Origin of the sequence: Pseudomonas sp. BIC9C, assembly GCF_034541995.1 — a bacterium.
In the GTDB taxonomy this organism is placed as follows: Bacteria; Pseudomonadota; Gammaproteobacteria; order Pseudomonadales; family Pseudomonadaceae; genus Aquipseudomonas; species Aquipseudomonas fluorescens_CC.
The window spans coordinates 190,180-209,735 of the sequence record NZ_JAWDGM010000003.1 but is presented as its reverse complement, the minus strand read 5'-3'; the positions used below and the strand labels follow the sequence as shown (position 1 = coordinate 209,735).

Annotated in this window: 16 protein-coding genes and 1 pseudogene; 1 reads left to right on the top strand and 16 read right to left on the bottom strand. The window is 58.3% G+C overall.

Translation table 11 applies throughout. The features are described from left to right. Nucleotides 1-126 precede the first annotated feature (126 nt). From dnaE to rpsB, 16 genes and pseudogenes are all read right to left on the bottom strand, one after another. A complete protein-coding gene (dnaE, locus tag RS887_RS15535; protein WP_322616048.1) occupies nucleotides 127-3,648 on the bottom strand; it encodes a DNA polymerase III subunit alpha in 3,522 nt (1,173 codons plus the stop codon). Nucleotides 3,649-3,737: 89 nt separating this feature from the next. Further along, a complete protein-coding gene (gene rnhB, locus RS887_RS15530; RefSeq protein ID WP_322616346.1) occupies nucleotides 3,738-4,364 on the bottom strand; it encodes a ribonuclease HII in 627 nt (208 codons plus the stop codon). 11 nt (nucleotides 4,365-4,375) lie between these two features. After that, complete coding sequence (lpxB, locus tag RS887_RS15525; protein WP_416339974.1) at nucleotides 4,376-5,506, bottom strand: lipid-A-disaccharide synthase; 1,131 nt, start codon at nucleotides 5,504-5,506, stop codon at nucleotides 4,376-4,378. Nucleotides 5,507-5,508: 2 nt separating this feature from the next. Beyond that, nucleotides 5,509-6,285, bottom strand: a complete 777-nt coding sequence (gene lpxA, locus RS887_RS15520; protein ID WP_008019545.1) for an acyl-ACP--UDP-N-acetylglucosamine O-acyltransferase — start codon at nucleotides 6,283-6,285, stop codon at nucleotides 5,509-5,511. Then, nucleotides 6,282-6,722: a 3-hydroxyacyl-ACP dehydratase FabZ gene (gene fabZ / locus RS887_RS15515; protein WP_007978374.1), complete on the bottom strand. Its 441-nt coding sequence runs from the start codon at nucleotides 6,720-6,722 to the stop codon at nucleotides 6,282-6,284. The genes lpxA and fabZ overlap by 4 nt, the downstream gene beginning before the upstream one ends. A gap of 106 nt (nucleotides 6,723-6,828) precedes the next feature. Continuing rightward, on the bottom strand, nucleotides 6,829-7,884 hold the full coding sequence (gene lpxD / locus RS887_RS15510) for a UDP-3-O-(3-hydroxymyristoyl)glucosamine N-acyltransferase (protein WP_322616047.1): 1,056 nt from the start codon (nucleotides 7,882-7,884) through the stop codon (nucleotides 6,829-6,831). 3 nt (nucleotides 7,885-7,887) lie between these two features. After that, a complete protein-coding gene (locus RS887_RS15505) occupies nucleotides 7,888-8,391 on the bottom strand; it encodes an OmpH family outer membrane protein (RefSeq protein WP_008000031.1) in 504 nt (167 codons plus the stop codon). A 45-nt stretch (nucleotides 8,392-8,436) separates the two neighbouring features. Beyond that, nucleotides 8,437-10,826: pseudogene (gene bamA / locus RS887_RS15500) on the bottom strand (outer membrane protein assembly factor BamA). Between the two features lie 72 nt (nucleotides 10,827-10,898). Further along, nucleotides 10,899-12,251: a sigma E protease regulator RseP gene (gene rseP, locus RS887_RS15495; RefSeq protein ID WP_322616046.1), complete on the bottom strand. Its 1,353-nt coding sequence runs from the start codon at nucleotides 12,249-12,251 to the stop codon at nucleotides 10,899-10,901. 53 nt (nucleotides 12,252-12,304) lie between these two features. Continuing rightward, on the bottom strand, nucleotides 12,305-13,495 hold the full coding sequence (ispC, locus tag RS887_RS15490; protein ID WP_322616045.1) for a 1-deoxy-D-xylulose-5-phosphate reductoisomerase: 1,191 nt from the start codon (nucleotides 13,493-13,495) through the stop codon (nucleotides 12,305-12,307). Beyond that, a complete protein-coding gene (locus tag RS887_RS15485) occupies nucleotides 13,492-14,298 on the bottom strand; it encodes a phosphatidate cytidylyltransferase (RefSeq protein ID WP_322616044.1) in 807 nt (268 codons plus the stop codon). Before RS887_RS15485 ends, ispC begins: the two co-directional genes overlap by 4 nt. Then, the gene (uppS, locus tag RS887_RS15480; protein ID WP_111281353.1) at nucleotides 14,298-15,053 is read right to left on the bottom strand and encodes a polyprenyl diphosphate synthase; all 756 of its coding nucleotides are present in this window, start codon (nucleotides 15,051-15,053) and stop codon (nucleotides 14,298-14,300) included. The genes RS887_RS15485 and uppS overlap by 1 nt, the downstream gene beginning before the upstream one ends. A gap of 13 nt (nucleotides 15,054-15,066) precedes the next feature. Then, the gene (gene frr / locus RS887_RS15475) at nucleotides 15,067-15,624 is read right to left on the bottom strand and encodes a ribosome recycling factor (protein WP_008019552.1); all 558 of its coding nucleotides are present in this window, start codon (nucleotides 15,622-15,624) and stop codon (nucleotides 15,067-15,069) included. Continuing rightward, nucleotides 15,621-16,364, bottom strand: coding sequence for a UMP kinase (gene pyrH, locus RS887_RS15470; RefSeq protein WP_008000043.1), 744 nt, complete (start codon nucleotides 16,362-16,364; stop codon nucleotides 15,621-15,623). Before pyrH ends, frr begins: the two co-directional genes overlap by 4 nt. A gap of 210 nt (nucleotides 16,365-16,574) precedes the next feature. Then, nucleotides 16,575-17,438 carry a translation elongation factor Ts gene (gene tsf / locus RS887_RS15465; RefSeq protein ID WP_057400886.1) on the bottom strand — a complete coding sequence of 288 codons (864 nt, stop codon included), beginning with the start codon at nucleotides 17,436-17,438 and terminating at the stop codon, nucleotides 16,575-16,577. Nucleotides 17,439-17,627: 189 nt separating this feature from the next. Beyond that, nucleotides 17,628-18,365, bottom strand: coding sequence for a 30S ribosomal protein S2 (gene rpsB / locus RS887_RS15460; RefSeq protein ID WP_111281351.1), 738 nt, complete (start codon nucleotides 18,363-18,365; stop codon nucleotides 17,628-17,630). 371 nt (nucleotides 18,366-18,736) lie between these two features. Between rpsB and map the strand changes: the two genes are divergently transcribed. Further along, on the top strand, nucleotides 18,737-19,519 hold the full coding sequence (gene map / locus RS887_RS15455; RefSeq protein ID WP_007990276.1) for a type I methionyl aminopeptidase: 783 nt from the start codon (nucleotides 18,737-18,739) through the stop codon (nucleotides 19,517-19,519). Nucleotides 19,520-19,556: the final 37 nt, after the last annotated feature.

The window sequence follows — 19,556 nt, the reverse complement described above, 5'->3', positions numbered from 1 at the left end:
GGGTCGAGTCCCAAGTGATCTTGGGCCGGCCGGTTGTCTATTCGCGCCCTACCTTAAGGGACAGGCGCGCTGAGGTCGAGATTAAAAATTCAGGTCAAGGTCAGGGCAATCTGATAGCACTGACCGTCAACGGTATTGGAGGAAGACGTTGTCTCGCCCGAACTGGTCACGCAGGGCTTGAATCAACGCATCCGCCGGATCGATCCGCCAGCCTTCGCCGAACTGCAACAACGCCTTCGCATCAGGGCTGGTGTAGTCCATGGTGATCGGGCATGCACCGCGGTGACGCTTCAACAGTTCGCCCAACCAGCGTAGCTGATCGCCCTTGAGGTCCCTGGCATGCAGCTTCAGGCGCAGGCTTTCGGCCAGATTGGTGCGCGCATCTTCCATGCTCATCACCCGTTTGACCCGCAACTTCAGGCCACCGGAGAAGTCGTCGTTGCTGACCTCACCTTCGACCACCACCATCGCGTCGGTCTGCAACAGGGATTGCGCAGAATGGAACGCCTCGGAAAACAGCGAGGCCTCGATCCGCCCGGAGCGGTCGTCGAGGGTGATGAACCCCATCTTGTCGCCCTTTTTGTTCTTCATCACCCGCAGGGCGATGATCATCCCGGCGACCGTCTGGGTATCACGTGCAGGTTTCAGATCGATGATGCGCTGACGGGCGAAGCGACGGATCTCACCTTCGTATTCGTCGATCGGGTGACCGGTCAGGTACAGGCCGAGGGTATCTTTCTCCCCCTTCAGGCGCTCCTTGAGGGTCAGTTCCTTGGCTTTGCGGTGATTGGCATAGACGTCGGCGTCTTCTTCGACAAACAGGCCGCCGAACAGGTCGGAGTGACCACTGTCCTGGGTGCGCGCGGTCTGTTCGGCCGCCTTGATCGCTTCTTCCATGGCCGTCAGCAGCACCGCGCGATTGCGGTCGATGTTGGCCTGGTAGGCTTTCTGCTCATCGTGGAAATATGGCCCGAGGCGATCCAGCGCACCGCTGCGGATCAAACCGTCGAGGGTGCGCTTGTTGATACGCTTGAGGTCGACCCGCGCGCAGAAATCGAACAGGTCCTTGAACGGACCGGCCAGACGCGCTTCGGTAATCGCCTCGACCGGCCCCTCACCCACGCCCTTGATTGCACCCAGGCCGTAGATGATCCGGCCTTCGTCGTTCACCGTGAACTTGAATTCGGAAGTGTTCACGTCCGGCGCGTCGAGACGCAGCTTCATGGTCCGCACTTCTTCGATCAAGGTCACGACCTTGTCGGTGTTGTGCATATCCGCCGACAGTACCGCGGCCATGAACGGCGCCGGGTAGTGCGCCTTCAGCCACGCGGTCTGGTACGACACCAGGCCATAGGCAGCGGAGTGGGACTTGTTGAAGCCGTAACCGGCGAATTTTTCTACCAGGTCGAAAATGTTACCGGCAAGGTCCGCATCGATATTGTTGGTGGCGCAACCTTCAATGAAACCACCGCGCTGTTTGGCCATTTCCTCGGGTTTTTTCTTACCCATGGCTCGACGCAGCATGTCCGCCCCCCCGAGGGTGTAACCGGCCATGACCTGGGCAATCTGCATCACCTGTTCCTGATACAGGATGATGCCGTAAGTCGGTGCCAGTACTGGCTTGAGGCCTTCGTACTGGTAGTCCGAGTGCGGGTACGCCAGCTCGGCGCGACCGTGCTTGCGGTTGATGAAGTCGTCCACCATGCCCGATTGCAGCGGGCCCGGACGGAACAGCGCCACCAGTGCGATCAAGTCTTCCAGGCAGTCGGGCTTGAGCTTTTTGATCAGCTCTTTCATGCCCCGGGATTCAAGCTGGAACACGGCCGTGGTTTCGGCTTTTTGCAGCAAGGTGTAGGTCGGCTTGTCGTCCAGCGGGATGAACGCGATATCCAGCGGCGGCTCGTTGACCTTGGCGCGGTCGCGGTTGATGGTTTTCAACGCCCAGTCGATGATCGTCAGGGTTCGCAGACCGAGGAAGTCGAACTTCACCAGGCCGGCCGCCTCGACGTCGTCCTTGTCGAACTGGGTTACCAGGCCGTCACCGGCCTCGTCGCAATAAATCGGCGAGAAGTCGGTCAGCTTGGTTGGCGCGATCACCACACCACCGGCGTGCTTGCCGACGTTACGCACAATGCCTTCGAGCTTGCGGGCCATTTCCCAGATTTCCGCGGCTTCTTCATCGACCTTGATGAAGTCGCGCAGGATCTCTTCCTGCTCGTAGGCCTTTTCCAGGGTCATGCCGACTTCGAACGGAATCATCTTCGACAGACGGTCCGCCAGGCCATAGGACTTGCCCTGCACCCGTGCTACGTCACGGACCACAGCCTTGGCAGCCATGGAACCGAAGGTGATGATCTGGCTTACCGCATTGCGGCCGTACTTCTCGGCCACGTAGTCGATCACCCGGTCACGACCGTCCATGCAGAAGTCGACGTCGAAGTCGGGCATCGATACCCGTTCCGGGTTGAGGAAACGTTCGAACAGCAGGTCGTATTCCAGCGGGTCGAGGTCGGTGATCTTCTGCACATAGGCCACCAGCGATCCGGCACCCGATCCACGGCCAGGACCTACCGGCACGCCGTTGTTCTTGGCCCACTGGATAAAGTCCATCACGATCAGGAAGTAACCGGGGAAGCCCATCTGGATGATGATATCCAGCTCGAAATTCAGCCGGTCGACATAGACCTGACGCTTGGCCTCGTAGTCTTCGGTGGTGTCTTTGGGCAGCAGTACTGCCAACCGCTCCTCCAGACCTTCGAACGAGACCTTGCGGAAGTATTCGTCGATGGTCATGCCATCGGGAATCGGGAAGTTGGGCAGGAAGTGCGTACCCAGCTTCACTTCGATATTGCAGCGCTTGGCGATCTCGACGGTGTTTTCCAGCGCCTCGGGAATATCGCTGAACAGCTCGGCCATTTCCTCGGCGCTTTTGAGGTACTGCTGATCGCTGTAATTCTTCGAACGTCGCGGATCATCAAGGGCACGGCCCTCACCGATGCAAACGCGGGTTTCGTGGGCGGCGAAGTCTTCCTGCTTGATGAAGCGCACGTCATTGGTCGCCACCAGCGGCGCACCGAGCTTCTCGGCCAGGGCCACGGCGCCGTGCAGCTGTTCTTCATCGTTCGGGCGGTTGGTGCGCTGGATTTCCAGGTAGAAACGATCCGGAAACACCTCCATCCATTCGCGGGCCAGAGTTTCGGCCTCGGCGGGGTTGCCGCTGAGCATGGCCTGGCCGATTTCGCCTTCTTTGGCCGCCGACAGCATGATCAGGCCGGCGTTGGCTTCAGCGACCCATTCGCGCTCGATGATGATCGCGCCATTGCGCTGACCATCGATAAAGCCGCGGGAAATCAGCTCGGTGAGGTTGCGGTAGCCTTCGGCGTTCATCACCAACAGGCTGATCCGGCTCAGCGGGTTGTCCGGATCCTTGTTCGACAGCCACAGGTCGGCACCGCAGATCGGCTTGATCCCGGCACCCATGGCGTTTTTATAGAATTTGACCAGGGAACACATGTTGTTCTGGTCGGTGACCGCTACGGCAGGCATGTTCATGCCGACCAGGGTCTTGACCAGCGGCTTGATCCGCACCAGACCGTCGACCAGGGAGTATTCAGTGTGCAGGCGTAGGTGAACGAATGAAGCCGGCATAGTGATCCTGCGTTAAGTCATGAAAACAACAAGGCCCGGATTGTACCGGGCCTTGGCAAAAAAAATCAGCCTCGCGATCAGGGGCGTTCTCAACTCTCGATGAGTCCTTCCCGCGCCTCATACGCCAGTCGCACCGGAGCAAACGAACGCCGGTGAATCGGGGTCGGGCCAAGACGGGCGAGCGCTTCCAGATGAACGGGCGTCGGATAACCTTTATGCCCGCCGATGCCGTAACCCGGGTAGATCAATTCGAAAGCGGCCATTTCCCGGTCGCGACTGACCTTGGCCAGAATCGAAGCCGCCGCGATGGCCGGCACCTTACTGTCCCCCTTGACCACCGCCTCGGAACGCATCGGCAGCTTAGGGCAGCGATTGCCGTCGATCATCGCCAGTTTCGGTTGAATGTGCAGCCCCGCCACCGCACGCTGCATGGCCAGCATGGTGGCGTGCAGGATATTGAGTTCGTCGATTTCTTCGACTTCGGCGCGAGCGATGCACCAGCTCAGGGCTTTTTCGCAGATTTCGTCGTAGAGCTTTTCGCGGCGGGCCTCGGTGAGCTTCTTCGAGTCGTTCAGGCCGAGGATCGGGCGGTTCGGATCAAGAATCACCGCTGCCGTCACTACCGCACCACAGAGCGGGCCGCGACCGACTTCATCGACGCCGGCAACCAACTCGTCGACTTCCGCCACCAAGGTGAAATCCAGCCCCATCTGCATGTTCGTTTTACTCATTTTACTTGGCCGATCAGGTTCAGCACTGCGTCCGCCGCCTGGTTGGAGGCATCCAGACGCAGGGTCCGGTGAATCTCGTCAAAACCACGGGTCTGCTCTTCCCCACCCTCGATCAATGGTGACAACGTCTGGGCCAGCGCTTCGACCGTGGCATCGTCCTGCAAAAACTCGGGCACCAACAGACGCTGGGCCAACAAGTTCGGCAACGAAATGTAGGGGCTTTTCACCATGCGCTTGAGAATCCAGAACGTCAGCGGCGCCAGGCGATAGGCGACCACCATCGGCCGCTTGTAGAGCAATGCCTCAAGCGTTGCGGTGCCGGAGGCAATCAACACCGCATCGCACGCTGCCAGGGCGAGATGAGACTGTCCATCGAGCAGGGTCAGCGGCAGATCACGACCGACCAGCAGTTCTTCAAGCTGTGCGCGACGCTGCGCACTGGCGCATGGCATGACAAACCGCACCCCCGGGCGCAACGCCCGCAGGCGCTGCGCGGTATCGAGAAACAACGCACCGAGCCTGCCAACTTCACCACCACGGCTGCCGGGCATCAACGCCACCAGCGGCCCGTCGGGCAATCCGAGTTCGGCCCGCGCAGCAGCGCGATCGGCCTCGAGTGGAATGGCATCGGCCAGGGTATGACCGACGAACCGCACCGGCACGCCTTTCTCTTCATAGAACCTGGCTTCGAACGGAAACAGCGTGAGCATCAGGTCGCAGCCTTCGCGAATCTTCAGCACGCGTTTCTGCCGCCAGGCCCAGACCGACGGGCTGACGTAGTGCACGGTCTTGATCCCGGCCTGGCGCAGTTTGAGCTCGATATTGAGGTTGAAGTCGGGGGCATCGATACCGATGAATACGTCCGGCTTCGCGGCGATCAGGTCGGCGACCAGTTTTTTGCGCCGCGCCAGCAACTCACGCAGGCGACCCAGGACTTCCACCAGCCCCATCACCGACAGGCGCTCCATCGGGAAGTACGAGGTCAGGCCCTCGGCCTGCATCAGCGGACCGCCAACACCGATGAATTCGACGGCCGGGTGACGAGCCTTGAGCGCGCGCATGAGGCCCGCACCCAGAATGTCACCGGAAGCCTCACCCGCTACCAGCGCAATACGCAGACTGGCCATGATTAGCGGGTGATGCCGCGAGTCGAAGACTGGATGGAGTCACGGAACACCGCCACTTCCGGATACTGGGCCGACGGCTCGGCCAGTTCGGCGAGCGCCTGCTCCACCGTCAGGCCCTGGCGGTACACCACCTTGTAGGCACGACGCAGTGCGTGGATTGCATCTTCGCTGAAGCCCCGACGGCGCATGCCCTCGAAGTTCATGCTACGGGCTTCGGCCGGGTTGCCGAACACCGTGACATACGCAGGAACATCCTTGCCGATCGCCGTACCCATGCCGGAGAAGCTATGGGCACCAATGTGGCAATACTGATGAACCAGGGTGAAACCGGAGAGGATCGCCCAGTCTTCCACATGCACATGGCCCGCCAGTGCGGTGTTGTTCACCAGGATGCAGTGGTTGCCGATTACGCTGTCGTGGCCGATGTGGGCATACGCCATGATCAGGTTGTGATCGCCCAGGGTCGTTTCCGAACGGTCCTGGATGGTGCCACGGTGAATCGTCACGCCTTCACGGATGACGTTGTGATCACCAATCACCAGGCGGGTTTCCTCGCCCTTGTACTTCAGGTCAGGTGTGTCTTCACCCACCGAGGAAAACTGGTAGATGCGATTGTGCTTACCGATTCGGGTCGGACCCTTGAGGATCACGTGCGGCCCGATGACTGTCCCCTCGCCGATTTCCACACCTGCACCGACGATCGACCACGGGCCGACCTCGACGCCCTCAGCCAGAACGGCTGTAGGATCGATGATTGCACGAGGGTCAATCAAACTCATAGCTTGCGTTCCGCACAGATGATTTCAGCGGAGCAGACAGGCTTGCCATCGACCGAAGCCTGGCATTCGAACTTCCAGATCTGACGCTTGCAGCTGATGAACTTGGCTTCAAGGATCAGTTGATCACCTGGCAGAACCGGCTGGCGGAAGCGCAGCTTGTCGGAGCCGACGAAGTAATAAAGAGTGCCGTCGGCCGGTTTCACGTCGAGCATTTTGAAACCAAGGATCCCGGCAGCCTGAGCCATGGCCTCGATGATCAATACGCCCGGCATGATTGGATGCGCAGGGAAGTGACCATTGAAGAACGGTTCGTTGATGCTGACATTCTTGTAGGCGCGAATGCGCTTGCCTTCAACATCCAGCTCCACTACCCGGTCCACCAGCAGGAACGGGTAACGGTGAGGCAGGTATTCGCGAATCTCGTTGATGTCCATCATTTCGGGGAAGCCTATGTAAAGATTGGGAGCGCGCGACTGACGCGCACTCCTCTAGCAAATCAAGGAGGCAGTCTAGCGGCTGTGCACACTTGATATGGAAATGGTATCAGCCATCTGATGAAGCATTACCGTCAGGGGTCACTTCCCCTACTTGCTTTTCCAGCTGGCGCAGGCGCCGCGCGATATCATCGAGCTGACGGATGCGAGCCGCGCTTTTGCGCCACTCGGCTGCCGGCTGCATTGCCGTACCGGAAGAATAGGAACCCTTTTCGGTAATCGAGTGGGTCACCATGGTCATCCCGGTGATGAAAACGTTGTCGCAAATTTCGATATGCCCCACCAGCCCTACACCGCCAGCGAGCATGCAGTGTTTGCCGATTTTGGTGCTGCCGGAGATCCCGACACAGGCGGCCATGGCGGTGTGATCACCGACCTGAACGTTGTGGGCGATCTGGATCTGGTTGTCGAGCTTCACACCATTACCGAGAACAGTATCGGCCAATGCGCCGCGGTCGATAGCGGTATTCACGCCAATCTCCACATCGTCACCGACCAACACCCCACCGATCTGGGCAATTTTCTGCCAGACACCTTTCTCATTGGCAAAACCGAAACCTTCGCCGCCGAGCACCGCACCTGACTGAATGACCACACGCTTGCCGATGCGCACGTCGTGGTACAGCGTGACCCGCGGAGCCAGCCAGCCACCTTCGCCAACTTCGCAACGGGCACCGATGAAGCAATGCGCACCGATGGTCACGCCGGCAGCAATACGTGCCGCGCTTTCGATCACCGCAAAGGCACCAATACTCGCAGCCGGGTCAACCACCGCGTCCTCGGCCACAACGGCTGTCGGATGAATACCGGCAGCCGCTTTCGGCTTTGGATCGAACAGGTGGGAAACGCGCGCGTAGGCCAGATACGGATCAGGCACCACTAGCGCATTACCGGCAAAACCTTCGGCATCAGCGGCCTTCAGCAACAGTGCTGCGGCCTGGCTGTCTGCCAGGTACTTACGGTATTGAGGGTTTGCGAGAAAGCTCAACTGAGCTGGGCCAGCCTCTTGCAAAGTGGCTAGCCCAGTAATTTCTTTCTCCGGGTCGCCACGTAGCGTGGCGCCGAGGAACTCGGCCAACTGGCCGAGCTTAATGGTCACGGTCATGGATTACTTCAGCTGATTCATGCGCTCGATAACCTGGCGAGTGATGTCGTACTGAGGCTTGACATCAATCACTGCGCCACGCTCGAAGACCAGGTCATAAGCACCTTTCTTGATGACTTCTTCCACAGCGCTGTCCAGTTTCGGCTTGAGCTGCTTCAGCATTTCACGGTCGGCAACGGCTTTGGCTTCGTTCAGTTCCTTGGACTGGAACTGGAAGTCACGAGCCTTTTGCTTGAATTCAAGCTCCAGACGCTCGCGCTCGCCCTGCTGCATTTTGTCGCCACCGGCCATCAGGCGGTCCTGAATGCCCTTGGCGCTGCTTTCCAGCGTCTTGAGCTTGGTCAGTTGAGGACCGAACTTCTTCTCGGCATCCACGGCGTACTTCTTGGCCGCGTCAGACTCCAGCAGAGCCATCTGATAGTTCAGAACGGCAATTTTCATGTCGGCAAATGCCGGACCAGCGACCAGTACGCTGGCCAGGAGAACCAATTGAGTCAACTTACGCACGATGCACTCCTACAAAATTCATTGTCGTTATCTTGGGTCAGACGCTTAGAACGTCTGGCCGAGGGAAAATTGGAACACTTGAGTCTCAGCGTTATCCGGTTTCTTGACTGGCATGGCCAACGCGAAGCTCAGAGGACCCAGCGCAGTTACCCACGTAACACCTAAACCCACGGAACTGGCCATGTTGCTGAGGCTGATATCGTTACACTGCGTATTGGACTTCGACGCAGGATTGGTATTGGTCGTCTGATCGCACTTGGAGTCGAATACGTTACCCACATCCCAGAATACCGACGTACGCAGGGAACGTTGATCCTTGACGAACGGCAGCGGGAACAGAACCTCGGCACCACCTTGAATCAGGACATTACCGCCGAACGGCAGTGGATCCTGATCCGGGTCAGCAAGAGTGCCCGGGTTGCCAGTACTGCCCACGCCGCGGCTCGGAGTACTGCGCGGCCCCAATGTACTGTCCTTGAAACCACGAACGGAGTTGAAACCACCAGCATAGTAGTTTTCATAGAATGGCAAGCCGTCGGTCGAACCATAACCATCGCCATAACCCAATTCGGTGTGCAGGCGCATGGTGTAGTTTTCGCTCAGTGGCTGGAACAACTGGCCACGGTAATCGAGTTTGAAGAACGACAGGTCGCTACCCGGTATGGTGGCTTCCGCCGTCAAGCTTTGAGAATGACCACGGGTCGCCAATACGCCCTTGTTCAGGGTGGACTCGGACCAGCCGGCCGAAGCCTTGAAGTTCAGGTACTGATCGCCTTCACGGTTAACGAAGTCGAAAATCTCGTCGACGGTGTATTGACCGGTCTTGATCTTGTCCTGTTGCGCAGTCAGGCCGAAGGTCAGACGCGAAGTCTCGCTGATCGGGTAGCCGACGCTCACGCCAGCACCCATGCTGTCCACGGCATAGCTCGCTACATCGACGTCGAGGTCGTTGTAGTCGGTGGTGCGGTAGAACGCGTTGTAACCCAGGCTCACGCCATCAGCGGTCCAGTAGGGGTCAACAAAACCGAAGTTGTAGCGGGTCTGGTATTGGCTTTTGGTCAAGCCGACGCTGACCTTGTTACCGGTACCCAGGAAGTTGTTCTGGGTGATCGAACCACCGAGGATCAGACCGGCACTTTGGGCGAAACCGACGCTGGCGGTAATCGAACCGGAGGCTTGCTCTTCAACGCTGTAGTTGACGTCAACCTGGTCATCGACACCTGGCACGGCCGGAGTCTCGACGTTGACTTCCTTGAAGAAGCCCAGACGTTCCAGACGGGTCTTGGATTGGTCGATCAGGTAGGTCGAAGCCCAGCCGCCTTCCATCTGACGCATTTCACGACGCAGCACTTCGTCTTCAGACTTGGTGTTGCCACGGAAGTTGATGCGGTTCACGTAAGCACGCTTGCCCGGATCGACCGCGAACAGGATGTCTACGGTGTGATCTTCATCGTGCGGTTGAGGCACGCCGTTGACGTTGGCGAAGGTATAACCTTCGTTACCCAGACGACGAGTGATCAGTTCGGAGGTGGTGGTCATCAGCTTGCGCGAGAACACCTGACCTTTTGCACCAGCAGCAGGGACTTGACCTGGTCTTCAGGGACTTTCAGATCGCCGCTGAGCTTGACGTCACGAACGGTGTATTTCTCGCCTTCGTTGACGTTGACGGTGATGTAGACGTGCTTCTTGTCCGGCGTAATGGATACCTGGGTCGAAGCGATATCCATGTTGATATAGCCACGGTCCAGGTAGTAGGAACGCAGGCGCTCCAGGTCGCCGGACAGTTTTTCACGGGCGTACTTGTCGTCGTTCTTGAAGAACGACAACCAGTTGGTGGTCTTGAGTTCGAACAGGTCGATCAGGTCTTCATCGGGGAAAACCGTGTTGCCCACCACGTTGATGTGCTGGATGGCTGCAACGGTACCTTCGTTGATATTGACCTTCAGGCCAACACGGTTACGCGGTTGCGGCACCACTTCGGTATCGACGGTAGCCGAGTAGCGACCCTGGGCGACGTACTGGCGCTGCAGTTCGTTACGCACGCCTTCAAGGGTGGCACGCTGGAAGATCTCGCCTTCGGCCAGACCGGATTGCTTGAGGCCTTTCATCAGATCTTCGGTAGAGATCGCCTTGTTGCCTTCGATCTCGATACTGGCGACAGACGGGCGCTCGACTACAGTGATGACCAGGACGTTGCCATCGCGGCCCAGCTGGATATCTTGAAAGAAACCGGTTTTGAACAACGCACGAGTGGATTCCACCAGGCGACGATCATCCGCCTGTTCACCGACGTTCAACGGCAAAGCACCAAAGACGCTCCCCGCGGAGACCCGCTGGAGGCCATTGACGCGAATATCAGAGATAGTGAAGGACTCGGCGTGAACTTCGGCGATCATCAATACGGTGAGAACCGCAGTTAGCAGCAGACGTTTCATGAAGTCCTTTCTTATTCCAACTGGCAATAAACAAACTGCCGCAAAATGCGGCAGATTCGCAATTCAGCGACGTTACAGACGACCCAGATCATTGACCAGAGCAAGCAACATCACTCCGATCACCAAACTGATACCGATCTGTATCCCCCAACCTTGCACCCGATCCGACAAGGGACGACCACGCGCCCACTCGATCAGATAAAACAACAAATGCCCCCCATCCAGCACCGGAATGGGCAACAAATTCAGAACACCCAGGCTAATACTCAGATAAGCAAGGAAATTCAGGAAATCAGCAACACCCGACTGGGCCGAAGCGCCCGCCACTTTAGCAATGGTTATCGGTCCACTCAAGTTTTTTACCGAGAGCTCACCGAACAACATTTTCTTCAGTGAATCGAGGGTCAGCACGCTCATGGTCCAGGTGCGTCGAGCCCCCTCGCCAATCGCTGCCAATGGCCCGTAACTGACCTCGCGAATCATCTCCGGTGGCCAATCGACAGCCTTCACCCCTGCCCCCAGGTAACCGCTGGGTGACTTGCTCTCGCCGCGAGCAGCCAGTGTCACCGGGACGTCGATTTGAGCACCGTCACGCTCGACCCGCAGCATGATTTTGGTATCAGGATGCATACGCACGGTATCGACGACCTGCTGCCAGTCATCCAGCGTACGACCATCGAGCGCCAGCAACCGGTCGCCGGTCTTCAGGCCGGCAGCCTGGGCCGGCCCCTTTGGATCGAGTTCGGCCAGCACAGGTGGCAATGCCGGACGCCACGGGCGAATCCCCAGCGAATGGATAGGGTCAGGTTCATTAGCCCCTTTAAGCCATTTGTCCAGCACAAGCTCACGAGGAGAGTCGGTCGTGGAGCCTTGCTCGCGAACCATTACCTGCAACGAGCCGCTTTCGCCCAGACGACGAACCAGTTGCAGATTCACCGCCGCCCAGCCGGAAGTCGCTTCGCCATCAATGGCCACGATCTCCTCGCCCGGGTTCAAACCCGCCTTGGCCGCAATACTGCCGGACTCGACAGCCCCGATGACCGGACGCACCTGCTCGCTGCCGAGCATTGCCAATCCCCAGAAGAAAACCAATGCCAGCAGGAAGTTGGCAATCGGCCCTGCCGCTACGATGGCAATGCGCTGACGAACGGATTTGCGATTGAAGGCTTGATCAAACTTATCGAGCGGTACTTCACCTTCGCGCTCGTCGAGCATTTTTACGTAGCCGCCCAACGGGATGGCTGCAACGACAAACTCGGTGCCTTGCTTGTCGTGCCAGCGCAGCAACGGCATGCCGAAGCCAACGGAGAAGCGCAGCACCTTGACCCCACAGCGACGCGCAACCCAAAAATGGCCGAACTCGTGGAAGGTAACCAGCACACCCAGAGCGACCAGGGTGCCGACAATCATATAGAGCGCGCTCATCTACTTTCTCCGCAAACCTGTCCGCTGCTATCTGGATCAACTATCCGCAGCATTTACCGCCCGTGACGGCTCAACCATTGTCCGGCCAGCAATCGCGCCTTCGCGTCTGCCGTGAACACTGCATCGAGATCATCCACAGCCACTACGGGCTCAAGATTCAGTACTTCCTCGATGATACTCGCGATTTCCGGATAACGAACCCGCTCGTCGAGAAATGCCGCCACTGCTACTTCATTCGCTGCATTAAGCATCGCTGGCGCACTGTTACCCGCCTCGGCCGCCTGACGGGCCAGGCGTAAGCAAGGGAAACGCTCTTCATCGGGCGCCTCGAAGTCCAGCCGAGCAATGGCAAACAGATCCAGCGGTACCACACCCGAGTCGATCCGCTCCGGCCAGGCCAGGGCATTGGCGATGGGCGTGCGCATGTCCGGATTACCCAACTGCGCCAAGACAGAACCATCGACATAGTCGACCAGCGAATGGATCACACTTTGCGGGTGAATCACCACCTCGACCTGCGATGGCCGGGCATCGAACAGCCAGCAGGCCTCGATCAACTCAAGCCCCTTGTTCATCATGCTGGCCGAGTCAACGGAGATTTTTCGCCCCATGGACCAGTTCGGGTGCGCACACGCCTGGTCAGGTGAAACATGCGCCAGCTCAGCCATTGGCGTCTGCCGGAACGGACCGCCGGAAGCCGTCAGTAAAATCCGACGTACGCCGACCGCCTCAAGGCCACGGGCATAATCGAGCGGCATGCACTGGAAAATCGCATTGTGCTCGCTATCGATCGGCAGCAACACCGAGCCACTCTTGCGCACCGCCTGCATAAACAGCGCGCCGGACATGACCAGCGCTTCCTTGTTGGCCAGGAGGATCTTTTTGCCAGCCTCGACCGCCGCCAGTGTCGGGCGCAATCCCGCTGCACCGACAATGGCCGCCATGACCGTATCGACTTCCGGATCGGAAGCGACCTGACACAAACCTTCCTCACCCACCAGAACACGGGTCGAAAGACCCGCCGCGCGCAAGTCATCCTGCAAGGTGCGGGCAGCAGCGACCTCAGGCACGACAGCAAACCGCGGGACATGGCGCACGCAGAGCGCCAGCAATTCGCTCAAGCGCGTGAAGCCACTCAAGGCAAAGACCTGATAACGATCAGGATGGCGAGCGATGACGTCGAGCGTACTCAGGCCAATCGAGCCGGTCGCACCCAGAACGGTAATCCGTTGCGGGCGGCTCATGGGGCTGCCATCCACAACAATACGGCGAATACCGGAATCGCTGCCGTCAGGCTGTCGATACGATCCAGCACACCACCGTGACCCGGAAGCAGGTTGCTGCTGTCCTTGATCCCGGACTGGCGCTTGAACATGCTTTCAGTGAGATCGCCCACCACCGAAATGAACACGATCAGCGCGGCACCGATCAAGCCTTTGAACAACTCGGCCACCGTCCAGTCGCGCACCAGGCCAACGAATGTGGTAATCACCAGACTCAGCACCAGACCACCGTACACACCTTCCCAGCTTTTGCCCGGACTGACCTGCGGTGCGAGCTTGCGCTTGCCGAAAGCACGACCGGAGAAGTAGGCACCGATATCGGCACCCCAGACCAACACCATCACCGCCAGGATCAGCAAGTTACCCAGCGGGTATTGCTTGATCTGCACCAGACCTTGCCAGGCCGGCAGGAGAATCAACAGGCCGATCACCAACTTGGTCGCCGCATTGGACCAGTGTTCGCTCGAGCGCGGATAGGTCAGCACCAGATACGTCGCCACCGCCCACCACAATACCGAAGCGCCCAATACCCAAGGCGCGAGGCCGGGCAGGATGTACATGAGGAACAGCATCAAAGCGACCACAGCGGCATAGCCGACGCGGAACGCCTGACCGGCGAAACCAGCCAGACGCGCCCATTCCCAGGCACCCAGGGTTACGACCAGCCCGATGAACAGTGCAAAACCGGAACCTTCAAGCAGGAAAAACCCGCACAGGGCAATCGGCAGCAGGATCAGCGCGGTGATGATTCGTTGTTTAAGCATTAAACCCGGGCTCCAGCCTCGACCTGCTCGCTCGTTTTACCGAAGCGGCGCTGGCGGGAAGCGAAATCGGCCAGCGCATTGCGCATGGCATCGTGTTTGAAGTCCGGCCAGAACAGGTCGGAGAAATACAACTCGGCATAGGCCAGCTGCCAGAGCAGGAAGTTGCTGATGCGGTGCTCGCCACCGGTACGGATACACAGGTCCGGCAGCGGCAGGTCACCTGTGACCAGGCAGGTCTGCAGCAGATCAGGTGTGATGTCTTCCGGACGCAAGTGTCCGGCCTGAACCTCTCGCGCCAGTCGTTGCGCAGCTTGCGCGATATCCCACTGACCGCCGTAATTGGCGGCGATCTGCAGGATGAAACGATTGGCGCCAACCGTCATGGCCTCAGCTTCGCGCATGGCGGCCTGCAGCTCGGGATGAAAGCGCGAGCGGTCACCAATGATGCGCAGGCTGATGTTGTTGTCATTGAGGCGCTTGGCCTCACGACGCAGCGCCTTGAAGAACAGATCCATCAAGGCGCTGACCTCATCGGCCGGACGCTGCCAGTTCTCGCTGGAAAAGGCGAACAGGGTCAGCACCTCGACCTTGGCCTCGGCGCAGACTTCAATGACCGCACGTACCGCATCCACACCCGCTTTATGCCCGGCGACACCCGGCATAAAGCGCTTTTTCGCCCAGCGATTGTTACCATCCATGATGATCGCGACATGGCGCGGCACCGCGGACGGTGCAGTCTGCTTGGTCTTATCCATGAAAACGCGACCCTTATACGGCCATCAGGTCTTTTTCTTTCTCTGCCAGCTTCGCGTCGATTTCAGCCACGAATTTCTTGGTCAGGTCGTCGATCTCGCCAGTGGCGCGACGCTCTTCGTCTTCACTGATCTCTTTTTCCTTGACCAGGTCTTTCAACGAGCTGTTGGCATCGCGACGGATGTTGCGCACGGCAACACGAGCGTCTTCAGCCACATCACGGGCCTGCTTGGTGAAACCGCGACGGGTTTCTTCGGTCAGGGCCGGCATGCTGATCAACAGCAGCTCGCCGAGGTTGGTCGGGTTCAGGTTCAGACCTGCACTGCCGATAGCCTTGTCGACTGCGCCGAGCATGTTGCGCTCGAAGGCAACGACTTGCAGGGTACGGGCGTCCTTGACGGTGATGTTGGCCACTTGCTTGATCGGGGTGTCAGCGCCGTAGTACGGCACCATCACGCCTTCAAGGATGCTCGGGTGCGCCTGGCCGGTACGGATGCGGCCGAAGTTGTGCGACAGGGACTCCACAGACTTCTGCATGCGCTCTTTAGCGTCTTTCTTGATTTCGTTGATCATTGTTCGCCTTCCTCGATCAGGGTTCCTTCAGCGCCGCCATGCACGATGTTCAGCAGGGCGCCGGGCTTGTTCATGTTAAATACGCGTAGTGGCATCTTGTGGTCGCGGCACAGGCAAATGGCCGTCAGATCCATCACACCCAGCTTGCGATCCAGCACTTCATCGTAGGTCAGATGATCGAACTTCTCGGCATGCGGGTCTTTGAACGGGTCAGCGGTGTAGACGCCATCGACCTTGGTCGCCTTAAGCACGACATCGGCATCGATTTCGATTGCGCGCAGGCAGGCAGCCGAATCCGTCGTAAAGAACGGGTTGCCGGTACCGGCCGCGAAAATCACCACGTCCTTGGAGTTCAAGTGGCGCATGGCCTTGCGGCGATCATAGTGATCGGTCACGCCAACCATGGAAATAGCGGACATCACGATGGCCGAAATGTTGGCACGCTCGAGGGCGTCGCGCATGGCCAGGGCGTTCATCACAGTGGCCAGCATGCCCATGTGGTCGCCGGTGACCCGGTCCATGCCAGCCTTGCTCAGCGCTTCACCGCGGAACAGGTTGCCACCACCGATAACCAGACCGACCTGAACACCGATGCCGACCAGTTGGCCAACTTCCAATGCCATGCGATCCAGAACTTTCGGGTCGATCCCGAACTCCTCCGAGCCCATCAGGGCCTCGCCGCTAAGCTTGAGTAGAATGCGTTTATAGCGAGCCTGATAACCACTGCCCTGCTGAGCCATTGCGAATCTCTCCTGCGGCGTATTTTAAAAATTCTTTGCGAGCTGTTTACAGCTGGCGTTCAATCTAGCTTGGCGCTGCTTCAGCGCCATCGGAACATGGCTTTGTAAGCCAGTTCCAAAAGGAAACCAAATAAAAATTGGTGCCCCATCTGAAAAGAGGCTGCGCGCGTGAGCGGGCAGCCTCTTCTGGGCGACAGTTAAAAAACCGTCTTATTGCTTGGCGGCAGCCAGCTGGGCAGCAACTTCTTCTGCGAAGTTGTCCACTGGCTTCTCGATGCCTTCGCCGACTTTGAAGTAGGTGAAGGAAACGATTTCAGCGCCGGCTTTCTTGGCCAGGGCACCCACGGTGAGTTCCGGGTTCATCACGAAAGCTTGCTCAACCAGGCTGGCTTCAGCCAGGAACTTGGTGATACGGCCAGCAATCATCTTCTCGACGATTTCAGCAGGCTTGCCTTTCATCTTGTCTTCGTTCAGCTGCAGGAATACAGCCTTCTCGCGCTCGATGGCTTCGGCAGAAACCTGCGATGGCAGCAGGAACTCAGGGTTGCTTGCAGCCACGTGCATGGCGATCTCTTTGGCCAGCTGAACGTCACCGCCCTTGAGAACAACAGCAACACCGATCTTGTTACCGTGCAGGTAGGTGCCGACAACGTCACCCTCTACGCGTACCAGACGACGAATGTTGACGTTCTCGCCAACTTTCGCCACCAGGGCTTCACGAGCCGATTCCTGAGCGGCGATCAGCGGAGCTGCGTCGGTCAGTTTTTCGGCGAAGGCTTTTTCTACGCTGGCAGCAACGAAGTTCTTGAAGTCGTCTTGCAGGGCCAGGAAGTCGGTCTGCGAGTTGACTTCCAGCAGCACGGCTGCCTTGTCGTCAGCCTTGATGGCGATAGCGCCTTCAGCGGCAACGTTGCCAGCTTTCTTGGCAGCCTTGATGGCGCCCGAAGCACGCATGTCATCAATGGCTTTCTCGATGTCGCCGCCAGCCTTGGTCAAGGCCTTTTTGCAGTCCATCATGCCTTCGCCGGTACGCTCGCGCAGTTCTTTGACCAACGCTGCAGTAATCTCTGCCATTTCAAAATCCTCTTGGATAGGTTTTCAACCATTCCACCCGATCGAACGGGCGATCAATTCTTCCCGAACCACCCTTGTTAGCTGCCGCACGTTACAGATAGAGCAGTGGGCGCCGACAAATGGTTTTCGAGGTGGCAAAAAGGGGGCCAAGCCCCCTTTTTGCTTACTGAGTCAACGCCAAGGCGTCAATTACTCAGCTGCTGCTACCGGAGTTTCTTCAACGAACACTTCGGTGCCGCCGGCAACGTTGTTGCGACCGCGGATTACAGCGTCAGCCATCGAACCCATGTACAGCTGGATAGCGCGGATTGCGTCATCGTTGCCTGGGATGATGTAGTCAACGCCTTCCGGGCTGCTGTTGGTATCGACTACGCCGATAACCGGGATGCCCAGCTTGTTGGCTTCGGTGATCGCGATGCGCTCGTGATCAACGTCGATAACGAACAGAGCGTCTGGCAGACCGCCCATGTCCTTGATACCACCCAGGGAACGATCCAGCTTTTCCAGGTCACGAGTGCGCATCAGCGCTTCTTTCTTGGTCAGCTTGGCGAAAGTACCGTCTTCGGCTTGAACTTCAAGGTCACGCAGACGCTTGATGGAAGCACGGATGGTTTTGAAGTTGGTCAGCATGCCGCCCAACCAGCGGTGATCGACGTACGGCGAACCGCAACGTGCTGCTTCTTCAGCAACGATCTTGCCAGCGGAACGCTTGGTGCCGACGAACAGAATCTTGTTTTTGCCCTGGGCCAGACGCTCTACGAAAGTCAGAGCTTCGTTGAACATTGGCAGGGTTTTTTCAAGGTTGATGATGTGGATCTTGTTACGCGCGCCGAAAATGTACTTGCCCATTTTCGGGTTCCAGTAACGGGTCTGGTGACCGAAGTGCACACCGGCCTTCAGCATATCGCGCATGTTGACTTGGGACATGATAGTTCCTTAATAAGTCGGGTTTGGCCTCCACGTATCCCAATGACCAACCAGCAGCATCAGCTGAAGGCACCCAGGTCATCGTGTCGACACGTGTGTGGATTTAGGCTTTTCGGGACATCCCCGGAAAGCGGCGCATTTTATACCACAAGGCAGGGCAAAACGGAACCCGGATTCTGAAATCCTGGCGGGCACTTTGCTCTACCCCTTGGAATCCGCCAAGAATGCACCATTCTATAAAGAGAAGCGATGCACACAGGCGCAGATTTGCGCTGATCGTCTGGTAGAATCGCATTTTTCAGGGCTGCGAAGATCGATCGCGCAATGCCCTTTTCGTTTGGAAAGCGCCATCGAGCGCAGAGAGAGCCTGTATGACCGTCACCCTCAAAACCCCCGAGGATATCGCCAAGATGCGTATCGCCGGCAAACTGGCCGCCGATGTGCTGGAAATGATTGCCGAATATGTCAAGCCGGGCGTTACCACCGATCAACTGAACCAGATCTGCCACGACTATATCGTCAATGAACAGAAAGCCATCCCTGCCCCGCTCAACTACAAGGGCTATCCAAAGTCGATCTGCACGTCGATCAACCATGTGGTCTGCCACGGCATCCCGAACGACAAGCCGCTGAAAGATGGCGACACCCTGAACATCGACGTCACCGTCATCAAGGACGGCTACCACGGCGACACCAGCCGCATGTTCCACGTCGGCACCGTGCCGGTCTGGGCCGAGCGCCTGTCCCAGGTGACCCAGGAATGCATGTACAAGGCGATTGAAATCGTCAAGCCTGGCTGCCGCCTGGGCGACATCGGCGAAATCATCCAGAAGCACGCTGAAAAGAACGGTTTCTCGGTGGTTCGCGAATTCTGCGGTCACGGCATCGGCAAGGTGTTCCACGAAGAGCCGCAGATCCTGCACTACGGCCGCGCTGGCACCGGCATGGAACTCAAGGCCGGCATGACCTTCACCATCGAGCCGATGATCAACCAGGGCAAGGCCGACACCAAGGTGCTGGGCGACGGCTGGACTGCGATCACCAAGGACCGCAAGCTCTCGGCACAGTGGGAACACACCCTGCTGGTGACCGAAACCGGTTACGAGATCTTCACCCTGCGCAGCGATGACACCATCCCTCGCGTTTCGGCCTGATCCCGTTACCGTACATCGCCTATAGAAAGGAAAGCCA

What these genes read in the sequence shown, in the direction of transcription:
- dnaE (WP_322616048.1), bottom strand. Translation starts at nt 3,648, where the DNA reads ATGCCGGCTTCATTCGTTCACCTACGCCTGCACACTGAATACTCCCTG.
- rnhB (WP_322616346.1), bottom strand. Translation starts at nt 4,364, where the DNA reads ATGCAGATGGGGCTGGATTTCACCTTGGTGGCGGAAGTCGACGAGTTG.
- lpxB (WP_416339974.1), bottom strand. Translation starts at nt 5,506, where the DNA reads ATGGCCAGTCTGCGTATTGCGCTGGTAGCGGGTGAGGCTTCCGGTGAC.
- lpxA (WP_008019545.1), bottom strand. Translation starts at nt 6,285, where the DNA reads ATGAGTTTGATTGACCCTCGTGCAATCATCGATCCTACAGCCGTTCTG.
- fabZ (WP_007978374.1), bottom strand. Translation starts at nt 6,722, where the DNA reads ATGATGGACATCAACGAGATTCGCGAATACCTGCCTCACCGTTACCCG.
- lpxD (WP_322616047.1), bottom strand. Translation starts at nt 7,884, where the DNA reads ATGACCGTGACCATTAAGCTCGGCCAGTTGGCCGAGTTCCTCGGCGCC.
- rseP (WP_322616046.1), bottom strand. Translation starts at nt 12,251, where the DNA reads ATGAGCGCGCTCTATATGATTGTCGGCACCCTGGTCGCTCTGGGTGTG.
- ispC (WP_322616045.1), bottom strand. Translation starts at nt 13,495, where the DNA reads ATGAGCCGCCCGCAACGGATTACCGTTCTGGGTGCGACCGGCTCGATT.
- RS887_RS15485 (WP_322616044.1), bottom strand. Translation starts at nt 14,298, where the DNA reads ATGCTTAAACAACGAATCATCACCGCGCTGATCCTGCTGCCGATTGCC.
- uppS (WP_111281353.1), bottom strand. Translation starts at nt 15,053, where the DNA reads ATGGATAAGACCAAGCAGACTGCACCGTCCGCGGTGCCGCGCCATGTC.
- frr (WP_008019552.1), bottom strand. Translation starts at nt 15,624, where the DNA reads ATGATCAACGAAATCAAGAAAGACGCTAAAGAGCGCATGCAGAAGTCT.
- pyrH (WP_008000043.1), bottom strand. Translation starts at nt 16,364, where the DNA reads ATGGCTCAGCAGGGCAGTGGTTATCAGGCTCGCTATAAACGCATTCTA.
- tsf (WP_057400886.1), bottom strand. Translation starts at nt 17,438, where the DNA reads ATGGCAGAGATTACTGCAGCGTTGGTCAAAGAACTGCGCGAGCGTACC.
- rpsB (WP_111281351.1), bottom strand. Translation starts at nt 18,365, where the DNA reads ATGTCCCAAGTCAACATGCGCGATATGCTGAAGGCCGGTGTGCACTTC.
- map (WP_007990276.1), top strand. Translation starts at nt 18,737, where the DNA reads ATGACCGTCACCCTCAAAACCCCCGAGGATATCGCCAAGATGCGTATC.